The 16,357-nt window shown below is 39.6% G+C and carries 17 protein-coding genes, 1 tRNA gene and 1 pseudogene; 10 read left to right on the forward strand and 9 right to left on the reverse strand.

Annotated elements, in window-relative coordinates; genetic code table 11:
• Window positions 1-561: 561 nt before the first annotated feature.
• The 10 genes and pseudogenes from FHG64_RS17195 (at window position 562) to mobB (ending at window position 7,742) form a co-directional block, all read left to right on the forward strand.
• A tRNA-Pro gene (locus tag FHG64_RS17195) sits at window positions 562-636 on the forward strand.
• Between the two features lie 227 nt (window positions 637-863).
• A complete protein-coding gene (locus FHG64_RS17200; RefSeq protein WP_008612815.1) occupies window positions 864-2,117 on the forward strand; it encodes a site-specific integrase in 1,254 nt (417 codons plus the stop codon).
• A 351-nt stretch (window positions 2,118-2,468) separates the two neighbouring features.
• A complete protein-coding gene (locus FHG64_RS17205; protein ID WP_008612814.1) occupies window positions 2,469-2,876 on the forward strand; it encodes a hypothetical protein in 408 nt (135 codons plus the stop codon).
• Window positions 2,877-3,124: 248 nt separating this feature from the next.
• A pseudogene (locus tag FHG64_RS17210) lies at window positions 3,125-3,961 on the forward strand (DUF932 domain-containing protein).
• 666 nt (window positions 3,962-4,627) lie between these two features.
• Window positions 4,628-4,840, forward strand: a complete 213-nt coding sequence (locus tag FHG64_RS17215; protein ID WP_139067546.1) for a hypothetical protein — start codon at window positions 4,628-4,630, stop codon at window positions 4,838-4,840.
• A gap of 10 nt (window positions 4,841-4,850) precedes the next feature.
• Window positions 4,851-5,207 (forward strand): single-stranded DNA-binding protein, encoded by a 357-nt coding sequence (locus FHG64_RS17220; protein WP_008612811.1) that lies wholly within the window; start codon window positions 4,851-4,853, stop codon window positions 5,205-5,207.
• 78 nt (window positions 5,208-5,285) lie between these two features.
• Window positions 5,286-5,666 carry a DUF6876 family protein gene (locus tag FHG64_RS17225; protein WP_139067547.1) on the forward strand — a complete coding sequence of 127 codons (381 nt, stop codon included), beginning with the start codon at window positions 5,286-5,288 and terminating at the stop codon, window positions 5,664-5,666.
• Between the two features lie 22 nt (window positions 5,667-5,688).
• Entirely contained in the window at window positions 5,689-5,886 is a 198-nt protein-coding gene (locus FHG64_RS17230; RefSeq protein WP_139067548.1) for a hypothetical protein, read from the forward strand.
• 432 nt (window positions 5,887-6,318) lie between these two features.
• Window positions 6,319-6,699 carry a BfmA/BtgA family mobilization protein gene (locus FHG64_RS17235; protein WP_139067549.1) on the forward strand — a complete coding sequence of 127 codons (381 nt, stop codon included), beginning with the start codon at window positions 6,319-6,321 and terminating at the stop codon, window positions 6,697-6,699.
• An 11-nt stretch (window positions 6,700-6,710) separates the two neighbouring features.
• Window positions 6,711-7,742, forward strand: a complete 1,032-nt coding sequence (gene mobB, locus FHG64_RS17240) for a MobB family relaxase (RefSeq protein ID WP_139067550.1) — start codon at window positions 6,711-6,713, stop codon at window positions 7,740-7,742.
• A 71-nt stretch (window positions 7,743-7,813) separates the two neighbouring features.
• On the opposite strand, the gene FHG64_RS17245 is transcribed toward mobB, so the two are convergent.
• The 9 genes from FHG64_RS17245 to FHG64_RS17280 form a co-directional block, all read right to left on the reverse strand.
• The gene (locus tag FHG64_RS17245; protein ID WP_139067551.1) at window positions 7,814-8,476 is read right to left on the reverse strand and encodes a cytochrome P450 family protein; all 663 of its coding nucleotides are present in this window, start codon (window positions 8,474-8,476) and stop codon (window positions 7,814-7,816) included.
• Window positions 8,477-8,588: 112 nt separating this feature from the next.
• Window positions 8,589-9,992 carry a dihydrolipoyl dehydrogenase gene (lpdA, locus tag FHG64_RS17250; RefSeq protein ID WP_139067552.1) on the reverse strand — a complete coding sequence of 468 codons (1,404 nt, stop codon included), beginning with the start codon at window positions 9,990-9,992 and terminating at the stop codon, window positions 8,589-8,591.
• 145 nt (window positions 9,993-10,137) lie between these two features.
• A complete protein-coding gene (locus tag FHG64_RS19255) occupies window positions 10,138-10,314 on the reverse strand; it encodes a hypothetical protein (protein WP_168191380.1) in 177 nt (58 codons plus the stop codon).
• A gap of 60 nt (window positions 10,315-10,374) precedes the next feature.
• Window positions 10,375-11,001, reverse strand: coding sequence for a cation diffusion facilitator family transporter (locus tag FHG64_RS17255; protein WP_139067553.1), 627 nt, complete (start codon window positions 10,999-11,001; stop codon window positions 10,375-10,377).
• 11 nt (window positions 11,002-11,012) lie between these two features.
• Window positions 11,013-11,369: a SpoIIAA family protein gene (locus tag FHG64_RS17260; RefSeq protein ID WP_139067554.1), complete on the reverse strand. Its 357-nt coding sequence runs from the start codon at window positions 11,367-11,369 to the stop codon at window positions 11,013-11,015.
• Between the two features lie 35 nt (window positions 11,370-11,404).
• A complete protein-coding gene (rpe, locus tag FHG64_RS17265) occupies window positions 11,405-11,968 on the reverse strand; it encodes a ribulose-phosphate 3-epimerase (protein ID WP_139067555.1) in 564 nt (187 codons plus the stop codon).
• A gap of 72 nt (window positions 11,969-12,040) precedes the next feature.
• Window positions 12,041-12,493 (reverse strand): OsmC family protein, encoded by a 453-nt coding sequence (locus tag FHG64_RS17270; RefSeq protein ID WP_139067556.1) that lies wholly within the window; start codon window positions 12,491-12,493, stop codon window positions 12,041-12,043.
• A gap of 293 nt (window positions 12,494-12,786) precedes the next feature.
• Window positions 12,787-13,131, reverse strand: a complete 345-nt coding sequence (locus FHG64_RS20030) for a four-helix bundle copper-binding protein (protein ID WP_139067557.1) — start codon at window positions 13,129-13,131, stop codon at window positions 12,787-12,789.
• Between the two features lie 215 nt (window positions 13,132-13,346).
• Window positions 13,347-15,899 (reverse strand): heavy metal translocating P-type ATPase, encoded by a 2,553-nt coding sequence (locus tag FHG64_RS17280; RefSeq protein WP_139067558.1) that lies wholly within the window; start codon window positions 15,897-15,899, stop codon window positions 13,347-13,349.
• Window positions 15,900-16,357: the final 458 nt, after the last annotated feature.

The raw sequence follows: 16,357 nt of genomic DNA on the forward strand, positions 1-16,357 counted from the left end.
CTGCTTTACCCAATTTTAAAAGCGTGGTTTTTCCTAAACTCTTCTAAATTTAATACCATCCCCTGATTGAGGTTGATATTTCTTCTGACTATATAGATTAAAGCTTAAGGAAAGTTTTAAAAATTTTAATCGGACACTAGCGAAACAAGAATCAAGAGTTGATATTAGAGAAAAATACTAACGACTTCAAGGCCTTGAGGATAGAAGATGTTTTATACTAAAAAATATGTTTATTTTTTTACCATAAACCTGTAATGTAAGAAAGGATAAAACTTGCTTCACCCACTGTCTTAATTGATTACAACAGACGAGAGGGGCACTTTCCCACTATACCATTATTTCAAAATTAAATACCCGAAAAAAATAATTCAAATTTATAATGCAGGTTGTCTTAATTCCTATATATTTGCAGCCGCTAAGGCGGTAAGTTCTTTAATATTTAAAATGAAAATTCCGGATTGTAAAACCTTTGAAAGGTTGGAAGTATTCCGCGAGTTCAGAGATTCTTTTTTGGAATTTGGAATTTAAAAATTTGAGATTTTACGGCGCAGCCGTTAGTCTCGGGGTGTAGCGTAGCCCGGTTATCGCGCCTGCTTTGGGAGCAGGAGGCCGCAGGTTCGAATCCTGCCACCCCGACAATTACGGTGTCAATAGACACTAAAATATAGCTAATCTTATGAAAATCAATGATTTTCATTTTTCTTGAAATCATAAGATTGGCTTTAATATCAATTCAAAGGTTACCTATTCGGTTACCTAAATTGTTACCAGAATTTTCACTACATTGGTAATTCAATAGACTTGACTTTCGCAGCGATTTGACTTTCGTAAACAAATCGATTATTAACTTAAAGCGAGAGTTTATGCAGACTTCCAAGACTTTTACCATTCATTTTTGGCTGAGTATGGCCAAAGCAAAAGATGATTTTGCACCTATTTATGCCCGTATTACGGTCGATGGAAAACGTGCCGAAATCAGTTTAAAACGATCTACATCGGTTACCTATTGGGATACCCGTTCCAAGAGGTCAACGCTAAGGACTTCCGATGGAAAGTCATTAAACGTTTACCTTGACCAGGTGTACTCTGATTTATTGGAATGCCACAAACAGCTTCTGGGCGAAACCAAATACGTTACCGCCCAGGCCATCAAAGCCCGATATCTTGGGGAAGATGAACAGCACAAAACGCTGCTTCAACTGGTTTTTTATCACAATAAGAATATGGTTTCGGTACTCAAACCCGGCACCTTGAAAAATTACTTCACTACGGAACGCTATATCAAACGGTATCTGAAGCACAAACTAAAGACCAATGACGTTTTCCTGAAACAACTGTCCTATAAATTCATCATTGATTTTGAACAGTTCCTACGTAACGGAAAATCCATAAACCGTTCACAGCCCCTAAAGAACAATGGGGTTATGAAACACTTGGAACGCTTGAAAAAGATGATGAACCTTGCCCTTCGGTTGGAATGGATCGAAAAAGACCCTTTTGTAAGGTTCTCGCTGAAGTTCACAAAACACCAACGGGCATTTCTGTCCCAGTCGGAACTTGAAGTTTTGGAATCTGGTCAGCTTTCAAAAGTGATGCACCAGAAAACGAGGGATGTATTTGTTTTTGCCTGTTATACGGGACTGTCCTATATCGATGTAAAATTACTTTGCGATGACCATATTGTACGAGGCATCGATGGAGATTACTGGATATTTACAAAAAGGGAAAAGAACGATGAAGCCGTAAAAATACCACTGTTGGATAAAGCCCTTGACATACTGAAAAAATATGACCAAGATCCTAAAAGCAAGCAAGAAAAGCTGCTTCCGGTATTTTCCAATCAGAAAATCAACAAATATTTGAAGGAAATAGCGATAATTCTAAAAATCAATAAAAAGCTTACGTTCCACGCGGCCAGACATACGTTTGCCACTACAGTTACGCTTTCAAATGGCGTACCCATTGAGACCGTTTCAAAATTGCTAGGTCATACCAAGCTTTCCACAACGCAAATCTATGCCCGGGTTATCGAGCAAAAGGTATCATCGGATATGCGTTCGTTACGCACTAAATTAAACACCAAGGACACGGCCGAAACAAGGGTGCATTATCAATAATTCGGTTTGGAAAACAGCTTTTAGGTTCTAATCCAGTCGGCACTCTTATTTTTTCTCGTCAAATCCTTTGCAGATTTTGGTTTTTTATTGAGCCATAAATTTCTGCGTTAAGTCATTTTTTGTTTCGGTCAGCTGAGGCAACCAAAACCAAACCGTGGGCAAATGTAGCCACATCCCACCGCTTGGTCAAGGCCAGGCCCTTCGGGATGCCGAACATTTTTCTGCGAAAAATAACCGCTCATACCTTGCCCCTTCCTACCTGTGGCTGTTAATGCCCTGTTTTGGTATTGCTCGTTGCCTTACAAGCTACCAAAACGATTTAAAATAATGTTTAATTTAAAAATTTTAATTATGGCAACAACAGTAAAACAAAACGGAACTGCAAAAAAGGAAAATGCATCCGTTAAAAAAGAAGTACAGAAAAAACTGACCGATGAAGCTATCGGAAAAACCGCTTCTACAGAAAAAGCGGTAGCATCCAAAAAAGCTACCATCAGTTTGGATGATCGAATCCAAAATTTTGAAAAACTGAGAGGATTGGCCACCCAACGGGAACGGTTATCCCAAACCTTGAACGAGTTGACGAAATTCAACTACAACCAAGGGGATTCAGCTTCATTTTATATCCGGGATTCCCACAATTTGGAGTTTAAAACGACCAATACGAACCTTATCAAATTGGTCACAACACACTTACAGTCCACTTTGGAGGAACGAAAATCCGAGATTGAGGAACAAATTGTAGAGTTTGAACTCTAAGGTAACTTTAAATCTTTTAAACAGGAAGCCTACTCGCAAGAGTAGGTTTTCTTTTTTCCTTAAAAAAGGGAGGTAAAGTATTCAATCAATATGTGCGCAAAGGTAAACTCGTAAAATACTCCCATCAAAAGACTACGGCATAACCGGGCTCGTTCCTCACTCCTTTTATTCCGTTTCCTTTTGAGCCGAGATTTTATCTTCCGTTTGGCTCTAGCTTAATATTAATTGTTTAACTAAAATCAAATGTTATGTATTTATCAAATTTACAGCAGGATGAAATCTTCGTTCCATCAGAAATGAAATCCTTGAAAAGTCTGACCCAGATGGAATCCCGAAGGGGGCTTGAAAATGTCATTGTATCAAATGGCAAGATTGTCAACGTGGTATCGAACAGCTAGGGCCACGTACCGAACGAATTGTACTTCAAAAAAGCCGAGGAAATGTTGACCGGTGCCGGACTGAATTATCAGAAGCGCACGATCAATAGGGATGACCGGTCTTTCATAACCGACTTTATCATCGATGACAACAGCCAATTCTCGGTCAAGAATGAAAAAGACCTGATACTGCCAATGCTACGGTTCAAAAACTCCTATGATGGTAGCGAAAAAACGTCTGGGCATTTTGGATTTTACCGTCAGGTATGCTCCAATGGACTGCACGTTTCACAATCAGAAATTGAGTTTTCAATCAAGCACAGTAAGAACAATACCGACCTGATAATGCCACGGTTGAGCAATCTGTTCGATAAGTTCTTGGACAATGAGTTTTACACCATTACCAAGAAATTCGACAGGATGAGGGAATTTAAGATCATCGACACCAAAGAATTTGTGGAGGATATCTTGCACAGAACTAAATTGTTTCGGTATGAATGTAGTGACAAGAACAATGATCCTTCAAAGAAATCCCGGGAAGTCCTTGAAATTCTGGATAATGAAGCCCTACTACTCAATGAACAACCCAATTTATGGATAGGCTATAATGCCTTTAACCAAATGCTTCACAATAAATTGAAGAAAAGCTTTTCACAACAGGAACGCTTGGACAAAAAACTGTTCAATGCTGTCTATGAAATGGCTTGATGTCATTAAAGGTTCATCCGGTACCTTAAACTGGATTTTTTCTATTTTCAGCAAAAGAAATTAATTGAAAAGTTGGCTTTGCAATCCCACTCAGCCCATTTCCCTGCATTTCGCAGAAAAAGCTCCATTCCGGGAAAAGCGCTTCATTACAAAGATCTTAGACACAACTCCAAAGCTTCCGATTCCCATTGCGCTAATCCTGCTGAAATACGCAGGAACGCTCCATTCCCATCTACACCTTTGAAGTTAAGTCCGCTTGAAATCCTACTTTAAGAGGATAATCCGTTTTTATAATCCGGTCAGCACATTGCCGCTCCATTTCGCGAAAAGCTGCATTCCGGGCAAAGAGCTTTCCTGCAAAGGTCTTGGACACAACTCTAAAGATTCCGATTTCCATTACGTTAACCCTGCCTGAAAAACGGCAGGAACACTTCATTCCCAATCTACATCTTTAAAGCTAAGTCCGCCTGATAGGAATTCCATTTTATCATTTAGTCCCGCTTCCTATGTTTTTGTACTTCACAAAAGGCATTTAGACCTACTCCCGAACCGCCGCTGTCCCAACCGTTTTTTTGTAAGCAAAATACCAACATTTGGAAGTTAAACGGACTGCATAACCGGTCGTACCTCCCTTTTATAAGTCCTTATTAATTCCAAATATTGAAAATGTATCAGCAACAAAAAAAGGTAACAGCGGACGGCTCTATGGGAAGTAAATCTAAATCGAATATTATGAAATCTTACAAAAACATTAAAAAGGAAGCGGGACTAAAAAAACAAAAAAAGGAAAACGCTCTGGATATAATAAGTAAATCACTTCAAAAAAATATAAACCCAAACTATCTGAAGGGTTCGGGTAGCATTTTAATTAATCTTTAATTCTTTTATTATGAGTACTTTAAAAAATCACGTACAGTTAATCGGAAATGTTGGCCAAGAGCCACAAATCACGAACCTTGAAAGCGGTAAAAAGGTAGCCCGTCTTTCACTCGCCACAAATGAGTATTACAAAAACAGCGAGGGCGAAAAAGTCCAAAATACCGAATGGCACACGATTGTAGCCTGGGGCAAAACTGCCGAAATCATCGAGAAATATGCCGGAAAGGGCAAAGAAATCGGGGTAACGGGAAAACTGAAATCCCGAAGCTACGAGGACAAGGACGGTATCAAAAGGTATGTTACCGAAGTGGAAGCCAATGAAATCCTTTTGTTGGGAACTAAGAACGGCAATAATTCAGCCGATTAATCTAAAAATTAAAGAGGGCGTTTCCGTCTAAAGTTGCGCCCTCTTTTTTCATTATTAACTCCTTAAATAGAAATCACAATGAAAGCACAATTTAACGAAATCAAAGAGGGATTACAACATTTTCACGGTTCAGAAACCATTTTTCAAATCCCACTATTAAGAACCCGGTACACCAACGGAATGAAATATTTGGCGGAAGCTGCGGAATGTTTTTGGCTGATTACAGATACCTCCGCATTTGCTAAAACCTTGATGGATAAAAGCTATTTTGTAACCATCGACTTTAAAAGGCTATCTAAGGAAAAACAGGATCATTCTGGGTACGAAGCCGAGTTAATTTATAGCGATGGAAACGGGAATATTTTTGAGACCCACCGATATAATGTAACGGATTTTCCATTGGATGAACTACGGTTATTTTTTGTGGATAATACGTTGATGCTGCCGAGCGAATATTAACCCTTTCAAAAACCTAAAAATTATGATTTATCTAAATTTTTCAGACCTGAACGGGGAAGCCCAAGAACGGCTTTTGGAAAGTTCAAAAAACGACGTTGAGCAAAAATTTGGCGATGACATTCGGAACTATTCAAAAGAACATCACACCAATTTTGATGTGATGATCGAGGAAGAAGCACTACGGAATTTATACAGTTACACCTATGTGTTTAATATCTGAAATTGTTCAAATATTAACGGAAAGACCTTTGAATTTTTCAGAGGTCTTTTTTACTTAAACACATTCAATTAAATAAAAAATTGTTATCTTTATTTCGCTGAAATACAGCATTCAATTTTACGTAGGGTCATCCATTTTTTGACTTTCGCCGATAGCCCTGCCCATCGAAAAATCACATAACAGGAAATTATTTCCCTAGAACTGGCAATTGTCTTTTGACCAAATTGTACGGAATTTTCGTTCGCCTGTGGCGAACGAAAAGGAGTAGCAAGAGGGTAACACGCGATGCGATGTTTGGCACTCCTTTTCGTTTTCAAATAACTGATATTCAGTAACTTGAAAAAATATAAAATTCCCGACCTTCTACAATTTGCGACAAATACGCTGCAAACGCCCATTTTTAGGGAAGGATTTGCGACAAATCGGCGAATTATGGACTCATTTATCGGCATCAGGTTTAAAAAGGAAACGGCAAAACGTTTTCAGGAATTTTCAAGAACACACTTCAAATCACACACCGAAGCATTAGAAACAATGCTTGACTTTTTCTTCTACAACGAAATTTCCCCAAAAGAAAAACTAGGACCTACGGGAAGGACAATCGAAGCTTCAATCAAGAAGCGAATCAATGCGGTGATTGCCATTATGAGGGATATGGAAAAGAGCCAGACCAAACCCACTGTAGCAATGTTAGAATCCCTATTTCAAACCGAAGAACCCAAAAAGAAACCGTTAATTTTGGAAAAGAAAATCATTGAAGAAAAGAATGAAGTACGCTTTCGAGAAAAGCTAAACGGGAACAACAATCTGTAAATTTTTGAGCTATGTACATTACCATCACACCTCAAAAATTAGGGAACAATTACTCGCAAAGTTCAGCGGATTTTGTGGGCTACCTGGAGAAGGAAAATCAGGATCTGGAGCAGGGATCTATGGAACATTTTTTCAATCAATATGATGATGAAATATCAGCGGATGAAGTTGTAAAGGAAATTGATGGAAATGGTTCCAAACTCAAAAAGACGGAACCAAAATTCTATTCGATTACGGTCAGCCCTTCCAAATATGAACTGAACCGGTTACAGAACAATAGCGAGGATCTAAAAAGATACACCCGTGAACTGATGAAGAACTATGTGGCATCCTTCAATAGGGAAATCAACGGAAGACCGATTAGCATCGATGATATAAAATATTACGCAAAAATAGAACACCAACGAACTTTTAAGGGAACGGATTGGCAGATTAGGGAAAACCAGCCAAATGCAACGAAAATCCTTCAGCTCAAAACAAAAATCAGAAACATTAAGGAGGGGCGATCTGAAGGCAATATTAAATTATTGCAGAGTGGAATTGATCGATTGGAAAAGGAAGCTTCGCACCAACAGGATGGAAAGCGAATTGTCCAGGGGATGCCAAAGGCAGGAAATCAAAGTCATATCCATATCATTGTAAGCAGAAAGGATGCCTCCAATACCTTTAGCCTTTCACCAGGGAGCAAGCATAAGGCATCGGAAGTCGAGATGCACGGTAAGAATGTAAAACGGGGCTTTCACCGTGATCAGTTTTTTGACCAGGCAGAAAAGACCTTTGACAGGACTTTTGTCTATCAAAGAAACTTTGCAGAGACCTATAAGGCTCGGAAGGATTTTATCAAAAACCCTAAAATCTATTTTGCATCGCTGATGAAATTGCCCATCAATGAAAGGGCAATCGCCTTTAAAATGATGAAGGAAAGTGATGTTCCAATGCTACCAAATATTCCGGTTACCCAGGCACAACTGGCAATGAAAGTATTTAATTGGTTGAGGCGTGGTGTGGACATCGCTATAAAATCAAGTTCAATAGGTATCTAAGGAAAAACAATAATGCAACTAGCCAATCCACTACATATACTATTAATTATCGTTTTGACAGCTTCAGTATTTTATGGACTGTATCGGATCTCAAAATATGCAGTACCCTTTTCTACATGAATTTTACCGTTACGGATTTCCTTAATAAGGTTACCAATCCACTTTTCAGCTCTTTTCCGAGCCTGCTTTCCTCTCCAGTGCCTTGGACCGATGGCTCCAAAGGCATCTACCATAGCCCCAAAATCCCTGGCCCTTTGTTGCACTTCTTCTTCCCGCAGCGGAACTCCCGACCATGTACAGACTGCACGGCAAAGGAGCTCCTGTGCTTCGTTAAATAATATTATTTGCTCTTCTTTCTCCCATTTATCAATGTATTTTTCCCAGTAGCTTCGTTGGATTTCCAGGAACCCCCGAAGGCTATCCGGTTTCATCAAAGACATAAACATTTCTTTTCTTTGCCTGTGTGCTGAATTATCCAGTGTCTGGACGCCCTTTTGGCCAAACAATGTTTTTTGCACCCTTTTAGGAGTAGCTCCTTTGCGTTGAAACTTTTCAGTGTCATAGAACACCTCTGCGGCTTCTTTTCCACTCATGCAAATTGCTTTCTTTAACATCAAACGGGTTCTAAAAATATCAGTCCCAAGCTTTTCACGCTTTTTCTGAATAAATTCATAGCCGTCGCGAAGCAGTATCAAACTACTATCAAAGTTTTTGTCTTTGGGAATCGTTGTCATGTTCTTTATATTTCATTTTTTAGACCAGTAACATAAACTTAATACAAAGGGATTTAAGTCTTGTGGAATGACTAAATACTGCCTAATTTAATTTACAATGCACTTAAGGCCACTAAATATGCAGCGGCCTGTCATCTGTAGCTGCCAAACAAGCCTCTTTAAAGGTCTCAGAAAATGTGGGATGCCCGTGGGACATTCGTGCAATATCTTCTGCGGATGCTCTAAACTCCATTGCCACTACCGCTTCTGTATAACTGTCCGCGATGCGTGGGCCTATCATATGCACTCCCAATATCTCATCGGTTTCCTTATCTGCAATAACTTTTATAAAGCCATCCGTATCCATACTTATTTTCGCCCTTGCATTGGCCTTAAAAGGAAAGGAGCCTGTTTTAATACTTCTTCCTGCTTCTTTTAACACTTCTTCGGTAAGTCCCACTCCGGCCACTTCCGGTTGAGTATAAATTATATTAGGTATGAGAGCATAATTGATATGGGGTCTTTGACCGGCTATTGTTTCAGCAACAAAAACTCCTTCCTCACTTGCTTTGTGAGCCAGCATCGCACCTCGTACTACATCTCCAATTGCATAAATGCCTTTAACATTTGTTTCCAGATTTTCATCTACATTTATTCTACCCTGTTTGTCTGTTTTAATGCCCAACTCTTCAAGTCCCAAATTATCAGAATAAGGTTTCCTACCGATAGCCATCAGGCAATAATCTCCTTGTAAAGTCATTTCTTTCTGATTGGCGACATTTTCGGCTATCAATTGAACCTCATTATCTAAAACATTAGCTTTAGTTACCTTTGTTCCCAGATAAAAATCCATCCCCTGTTTTCTTAATGATTTATATAATTGCTTTCCTAAAGAACTATCCATACTGGCAATGAGGGTATCTAAGTATTCCACAATGGAAACCTTAGAACCCAAACGAGCGAAAACAGAACCTAATTCCACTCCAATTACCCCTCCACCAATAACCATTAAATGTTTAGGTATTTCTTTTAGGGCAAGTGCTTCCGTGGAGGAGATAACCCTCTTCTTATCGATGGTTATACCGGGTAGCGATGCAGGTTTTGACCCGGTAGCTATAATGATTTTATCTGTAGTGATGGTGTGGGTGTTTTCTTCACCCTTAATCTCAACGGTAGATTTGTCCTTAATTGTTCCTACACCTGTATAAACGGTTATCTTGTTCTTTTTCATCAAGTAAGATACCCCGTTAATGATTTCCTGAACTACGGTCTGTACCCTATTCCTCATTCCAACTATGTCTACAGACGCTTCCTTAAAATTAATACCAAATTCCTGAAACTGATTTTGTAGCTTGTAATAATGTTCCGAAGCTTCCAACCAGGCCTTGGAAGGAATGCAGCCTACATTCAGACAGGTTCCCCCAAGTGTATTATATTTTTCTATAATGGCCACCTTAAAACCCAGCTGGGCACAACGTATTGCACTCACGTAACCTCCGGGTCCTGAACCTATTATTGTAACATCAAATTTTTCCATTTTTTAAAATTTAATTTTTAATTAAGATATTCACAACTAATCATATATTAACCTAGTCTTTATGAAACATTCGCGTTATATTTTCACTTTTCCCAATACTTTCTGATGAAATTTACTGGACAATTTTTTTGGCATAGGTCAGATCTCATCCTTCCAGATCATAAAACCATTCTTCCGCCTGTTTAATGGCTTCGGTTATAGCTTCTTTTTCTGTGCACTTCCCCTGTATCATAAGCTCATTGGCTATTTCAAGGGCCTTCTTCCTAACAGTTCGGTTCAGGGAATCTAGGTCTGTCTTAAATTCTTCAAACATCCAGTGCATAATAATTTTTCTTTAATGCCTAACCAACTCCTCCTTTTCTTCCGGATACAACTCTGCTTTCTATACTGAAATTTCTCTTCCATTTTTAAAAGCCTCCCAACCTTCTTTTAAGGCATAGGGAACAATAAGAAAGGCGGCCACGGGATCTGCCCACCACCAGTCCAGATATTGTACTGCCAGAAGGCCACCGAGAACCGCCACCGTTTGATAAAGACAAACAAAAGTGTCTTTGGAATCGGCTATCAATTCCTTACTGTCCAATTTCTTTCCATACTTGCGTTTGTACCAAATCAGAATGGGATTCACCACTAAGGATACGAGTAGTATAGTAAGGCCCATGGTGCTCCAGTCTGGAGTTTCTTTATTAAAAAACTTAGTTACAGAATCGTAGGTGATAAAAATGCTAACAATTAGAAAAGAAGTGGCAATTACATACAGGGTAATTTTTTCTCTTTTTTTCACCCGCTTATCACTAATATCCTTGATTTCCCCATGTAATCGCCACCCCAGGGTGCTTGCCGAAATAATTTCTATGATGCTATCCAGCCCCCAACCAATCAAAGCTGCGCTTCCGGAGATAAAACCGGCGGTTAGTGACACAGCTACCTCAATAGTATCATATATGACGTTATATATCTGGAGCTTCCTGGCTTTTTTCAGGTACTTTTCTCTTTGTTGATCTTCCATAGGTTTATTTCTTAGCTGTTAATCCATTTTACTGCCTCAATTTTTTTTGTAGTCGCAAAATACTTAACCTCTGCAGAAGTAAAAGGTTTCATCAAATCCGTCATCCATTCTTCCCATTTTTTATCCCCTACCATGGCCACTTTTTCAAAGTCGTTGGCATGGTGAATATCGAATTTCAAATCTTTCCAAAAGGCTTTTGGTTTCCATCCTTCAAAACCCTCCATTTCAAAATACCACCGGATCTTCTGATATTTTTCCACTATGTTTTTTAGCCGGGGCAATAGCTTATCGTAATCGGCTTCGGTCAAGTTTCCTGTTGCCCTTGTGGCTATTAAATTCCCTTCAGTTTGTTCTAATATTTGTAGCATAACACCTTTTTTTGAATTATTATTTGATTTATTTTTTAAATTTCCTTCACGTTATTCTCATCAACTCCTCCATCTACTTCAATTAGGGCTTTTGAATTTTTATTTTGTATTAATCTTTTCAATTCCCTTATCTTTTTCAGCGTTTGGGGAATAAACTTCTGCCCCCCAAAACCCGGGTTTACAGACATCAGGCACACTGTATCTAACTCCTTGATAATGTATTCAAGACAATCTAAAGAAGTATGTGAATTTAAAGCCACCCCTGCTTTACAGTCCAGATTTTTTATTTGTTGCACCACACTGTGCAAATGAAGGCAGGCCTCAACGTGCACAGTAATTTGGTCTATTCCATATTTAGAAAAAAAATCCAGATACCTTTCAGGTTGGGCAATCATCAAGTGCAGCTCGACCGGTTTCTTATTGTACTTTTTTATAGCTTGTAAAACAGGTGTTCCGAAGGAAATATTGGGAACAAACATTCCGTCCATGATATCCACATGCAGCCAGTCTGCTTCACTCCTGTTAATAGTCTCGAGAGTTTTGCCCAAGTAGGCAAAATCTGTCGAAAGAATGGAGGAGGCAACCATGAGATTTTTCATATAAGTTATGTTTTATCACCCATTTTAATATTTAAACCAAAATCCTTGAACACTGAATCTTCTTAAAGGAAATTATAGAACAGGTTCCACTATAACCTCTGTTATTACAGAGTTAGAGATAAAGCATTCAGCATGTGCTTTATGGTGAATTTTTTTCATTTCTTCTTCATCAGGTATATGTTCACCGGAGAATTCTACTTTGGGACGTAAAAAAACCCTGGTCACAGCCTGTTTATTGTCCTTGTTTTTCTCAACCACAGCAACGGTTTCATCTTTATAACTCTTTATTATATACTTTTTAAAGGAGGCAATAGCGAGAAAAGTTAATAAGTGGCAGCTGGAAAGGGAAGCAGCGAAGGCTTCTTCAGGATTGACTAATTCAGCTTTCCCCAAAAACTCCGGAGCTGCAGATGCAGTGACTTCCGTCCCTCCCCCAAAGATCCACTGATGGGTACGGGTATAATTCTTATAGGAAAAATCCTCGGAATCTGGTTTCCATTCTAATTTTACTTTGAATTCTGACATAATTTTCTTGTTTTAAATTATACAATCTACTTTAGATAGTCTTTCTTAACCAAGAACGTTTAATAAAAAAATGTTCTATTATTTATATTCATTGATTTTAAATAATTGTGCCTGGAAAGGAAATCCTTGATTTAAGACAAACAGTTTTTAGAATTTCCTTTACAGGACTTAATATTATATTTTTAGTTTTAAATTTGGTTCGCCCTCTATTTCTCTTCTAACACTTCATTTTTTGGTGTTTTTTCTTTAAGGAAAATATGCGACGCTATAAACACCGCATACTTTTCATTACATTAGCTTAACTGCACATCGCCATGATGCCTATGGCATGCTTCCGCACATTCATTACAGGCTTGAGCACATTTCTTACAATGCTCATGATCGTGTTTTGCACATTCTTCAGCACACATCCTGCAAGCTTTTTCACAGATCAAAAGATATTCATGCGCAAGGGCAGAATTTCTCTGTAGCAACCTAGCTGCCTGTATACAAATGTCAGCACAGTCAATGTCCAACGGAATGCATCTTTCCATCATTCCGGTTTCTCCTTCTGCCAAGCTTTGAGCAGCGCAGTTTTCACAAGCTAAAGCACAGTTTAGCAAGGTTTGAACGAGTTGTTCATGATTTTCATTTTTCATAATTAAATAGATTTAAATTATATGTAGAACTATTTCTACCAAGGTTGATAATATTTATCCTTCTTCAGCATTATTTTTCATTTCATACCTCGTGGGCTTGCCAAGCCTTTACAGGACTTAATTTCTTTATTGTTGCCATAGCCTTTAACGGCAGGCAGTCCTTTTATTTTTTATAGGAAAAATCTTAGGAATCGGATTTCCATTCTATTTTAACTTTAAATTCTGACATCATTTTCTTGTTTTAATTCAAAAATTTGCTTTAAACGGCCTCCGGGTAAGGCAGTTTTGTTTTTGTTATAAGCTAATAATCTCAAAGCGTTTGCGACCACCAGCAAGGTGGAGCCTTCGTGAACAAGCACCGCAATTCCTATATTGGCAAAGCCAAATATTGTGGCCGGAATCAATAAGGCCACAATTCCTAAACTTACCCACAGGTTTTGTTTGATGATACTTTTAGCTTTCCGGCTTAGGCCTATTGCAAAGGGCAGGGTCTCCAATTTATCGGCCATAAGGGCGATATCCGCTGTTTCCAGTGCCACATCCGATCCTGCTGCTCCCATTGCAATACCCACGGTACTATGTGCCATGGCCGGGGCATCGTTTACGCCATCGCCCACCATAGCCACTTTGTCCTCCTGTTTTTTAAGTTTTTTAATTGCATCTACCTTCTCTTCAGGCAGAAGACTGCCCCAGGCATCGGTAAGGCCAATTTCCTTGGCCACGGCATCAGCTACTTTTTGGTTGTCCCCGGTAAGCATGATCATACGTTTAATACCGATTTTTTTAAGCTCCACCAGGGTGGCTTTGGCTTCTTCCCGTGGAGTGTCCATCAGAGCAATAATTCCTATATATTCTTCATTCCTGCGTATCAACATTGTCGTGTTCCCTGCAGCTTCCTGATCCCTGACTTTTTCTACGATTTCTTGTGAAGGCTTTTGGTCATCGAGCGCATCAAAAAGATCAAGATTGCCTATGTAGACCTTGTCTTCGCCCAGGCTTGCTTTTATGCCTTTTCCTAAAACAGCTTCCAAATCTCTTGCTTCCAGAATTTGTGTATTTCCCAACCGTTTTTTGCCGTCACGTACTACTGCTTTAGCAAGGGGATGATCACTCAAAGCTTCAACAGCTACTGCTGCCTTTAATAGTTCTTCCTCGGATATGTCAGTAAAAGTGATAATCTGAGTGAGCTTTGGTTTTCCTTCGGTAAGGGTACCGGTTTTGTCAAAAGCAATAGCGGTGAGCACGCCAAGGTCTTCCAGGGGCCGTCCTCCCTTTACAAGAACTCCACCCCTGGCTGCGCGGGCAACTCCACTAAGTACGGCACTGGGTGTGGAAATGGCCAGGGCACAGGGGCTGGCAGCAACTAAAACAGCCATTGCCCTGTAGAAACTCTCGCTAAAGGATTCATCGAGGACAAGGAAGGCGAAATTCAGCAGGACTACCAGGACAAGTACTGACGGAACAAAATATTTCTCAAATTTGTCGGTCAACAACTGGGTTGGCGATTTCTGGGTCTGGGCTTCGTTGACCAGCTTGACGAGCCTTGATAAGGTAGAATCCTGAGAGGTCTTTATCACTTTTACTTCAAGGGTACTATTGCCGTTGATGGTTCCCGCAAATACACGGTGTTTATCTTTTATTTCGCTTTCTTTTGAATAATCTTTGTCAGGGTCGGGTACAGAAGTTTTATCGACAGGAACGCTCTCGCCTGTGATTGGGGCCTGGTTCACACTACTATTACCATTGACAACAACGCCATCGGCAGAAATTTTGGTGTTGGATCTCACTACGACAATATCACCTACCTGAAGTTCTTCTATTTTTACTTCCCGGGTCTTTCCATCTCGTTTTATCAGAGCAGTTTTGGGTGCCAAATCAGCTAAAGCCGCAATAGATTTTCGGGCCTTGTTCATGGCATAATTTTCAAGGGCATGTCCAAGACTAAACAGGAAGAGCAGCAAGGCTCCTTCGGCCCATTCTCCTAAAATTGCCGCCCCAATAGCAGCCACCAGCATAAGGAAATCTATTTCAAAACCTCCTTTGGCAACAGTTTCAATGGCTTCCTTGGCAGTAAAATAGCCTCCAAAGAAATAGGCGCCTATGTATAATGCCAAACTTACCCATTCCGGCACAGTTTCTACGTACGAGAGGCCAAAACCGGTTCCCAATAGCACACCGCAAATGATGGAAAAGTACATCTCGGTATTTTTCCCGAAGATCCCGCCGTGGTCATGGGCGTGGCCTTCATCTTTAAGCTCTGCCTCCTCGTGGGAATGTTCATCGTTCTCAGCCGTTTCAAGCGATATTCTTTCATTCTTTTTGGCACTCCTGATTTTAAGGCCTTCGTTCCTCAGGATTTGACGAAAATCTTCTTCATTGGTTTTGGCCTTAATAAATTCCAGCCTTATAATTCCAGATTCGGAAACCGAGGCTTCCATTATCTCCTCCAATTCTCTCAGGGCATTTTGAATTTTCCTTGCATGCCTTGCATGACGAATTCCCTCAACCTCCAGAAGGCTATGCCCAAACTCATTGGTCAATGATGCCCCGGCCTGTTTTGCGAGTTTTCTAATTTGGGCAATGGATATAACGTCTGGATCGTAATGGAAACAAAGCTGAGGGGTATCATCCTCTTTTTCGGAAGCAATATGCACTTTTTCAATGCCTTCCCTATTTTGCAGGTGATCCATTAGCCGTTGGACACAACGGTCGTTTTCATCGGGAACTTCCGGCAGGAGTATTGGTAATTTTACTTGCGTCTTTTTCATTCTTTCTATTGTTTTTTGGTTTTTCCGGTAAACTCTCTGAAAACTTTTTATTGGTGATGAGCTTTCAAATTAGGAGTGCCTTCACTTCCTCGAGTTTCTACTTCGTCTTTTAAGCTTAAAAATCCTTCTCCTTACAGTGACCATAAGCGCAAGAGCTATCCCCATTATTGAAAAAAGGAGGTTTATCAAGATTTGATCTTCATCATTAAAGTTAAATACTTCCTGATAACTTTCTTGGAGGTATGTCCACCAACTTTTGTCCCCCTCTAAATAGTTAATTTGAAAGGAAAGGACCAGCGGTTGCACGATAAAAATTCCAAAGATCACACCTGTTAGAATCGCAATAAAAATTTTTCGCCTCCTCATAATTTCTTGTGTTTTCGGTCGCCCACTTTTTTAAAGGTAACTGTTCCGGCAAATTACTTCTTCTTCAGAAATCTTTACTTTGCTCAAACTTT

Origin of the sequence: Antarcticibacterium flavum (assembly GCF_006159205.1) — a bacterium.
GTDB lineage: Bacteria > Bacteroidota > Bacteroidia > Flavobacteriales > Flavobacteriaceae > Gillisia > Gillisia flava.

What these genes read in the sequence shown, in the direction of transcription:
- FHG64_RS17200 (WP_008612815.1), top strand. Translation starts at nt 864, where the DNA reads ATGCAGACTTCCAAGACTTTTACCATTCATTTTTGGCTGAGTATGGCC.
- FHG64_RS17205 (WP_008612814.1), top strand. Translation starts at nt 2,469, where the DNA reads ATGGCAACAACAGTAAAACAAAACGGAACTGCAAAAAAGGAAAATGCA.
- FHG64_RS17215 (WP_139067546.1), top strand. Translation starts at nt 4,628, where the DNA reads ATGTATCAGCAACAAAAAAAGGTAACAGCGGACGGCTCTATGGGAAGT.
- FHG64_RS17220 (WP_008612811.1), top strand. Translation starts at nt 4,851, where the DNA reads ATGAGTACTTTAAAAAATCACGTACAGTTAATCGGAAATGTTGGCCAA.
- FHG64_RS17225 (WP_139067547.1), top strand. Translation starts at nt 5,286, where the DNA reads ATGAAAGCACAATTTAACGAAATCAAAGAGGGATTACAACATTTTCAC.
- FHG64_RS17230 (WP_139067548.1), top strand. Translation starts at nt 5,689, where the DNA reads ATGATTTATCTAAATTTTTCAGACCTGAACGGGGAAGCCCAAGAACGG.
- FHG64_RS17235 (WP_139067549.1), top strand. Translation starts at nt 6,319, where the DNA reads ATGGACTCATTTATCGGCATCAGGTTTAAAAAGGAAACGGCAAAACGT.
- mobB (WP_139067550.1), top strand. Translation starts at nt 6,711, where the DNA reads ATGTACATTACCATCACACCTCAAAAATTAGGGAACAATTACTCGCAA.
- FHG64_RS17245 (WP_139067551.1), bottom strand. Translation starts at nt 8,476, where the DNA reads ATGACAACGATTCCCAAAGACAAAAACTTTGATAGTAGTTTGATACTG.
- lpdA (WP_139067552.1), bottom strand. Translation starts at nt 9,992, where the DNA reads ATGGAAAAATTTGATGTTACAATAATAGGTTCAGGACCCGGAGGTTAC.
- FHG64_RS19255 (WP_168191380.1), bottom strand. Translation starts at nt 10,314, where the DNA reads ATGCACTGGATGTTTGAAGAATTTAAGACAGACCTAGATTCCCTGAAC.
- FHG64_RS17255 (WP_139067553.1), bottom strand. Translation starts at nt 11,001, where the DNA reads ATGGAAGATCAACAAAGAGAAAAGTACCTGAAAAAAGCCAGGAAGCTC.
- FHG64_RS17260 (WP_139067554.1), bottom strand. Translation starts at nt 11,369, where the DNA reads ATGCTACAAATATTAGAACAAACTGAAGGGAATTTAATAGCCACAAGG.
- rpe (WP_139067555.1), bottom strand. Translation starts at nt 11,968, where the DNA reads ATGAAAAATCTCATGGTTGCCTCCTCCATTCTTTCGACAGATTTTGCC.
- FHG64_RS17270 (WP_139067556.1), bottom strand. Translation starts at nt 12,493, where the DNA reads ATGTCAGAATTCAAAGTAAAATTAGAATGGAAACCAGATTCCGAGGAT.
- FHG64_RS20030 (WP_139067557.1), bottom strand. Translation starts at nt 13,131, where the DNA reads ATGAAAAATGAAAATCATGAACAACTCGTTCAAACCTTGCTAAACTGT.
- FHG64_RS17280 (WP_139067558.1), bottom strand. Translation starts at nt 15,899, where the DNA reads ATGAAAAAGACGCAAGTAAAATTACCAATACTCCTGCCGGAAGTTCCC.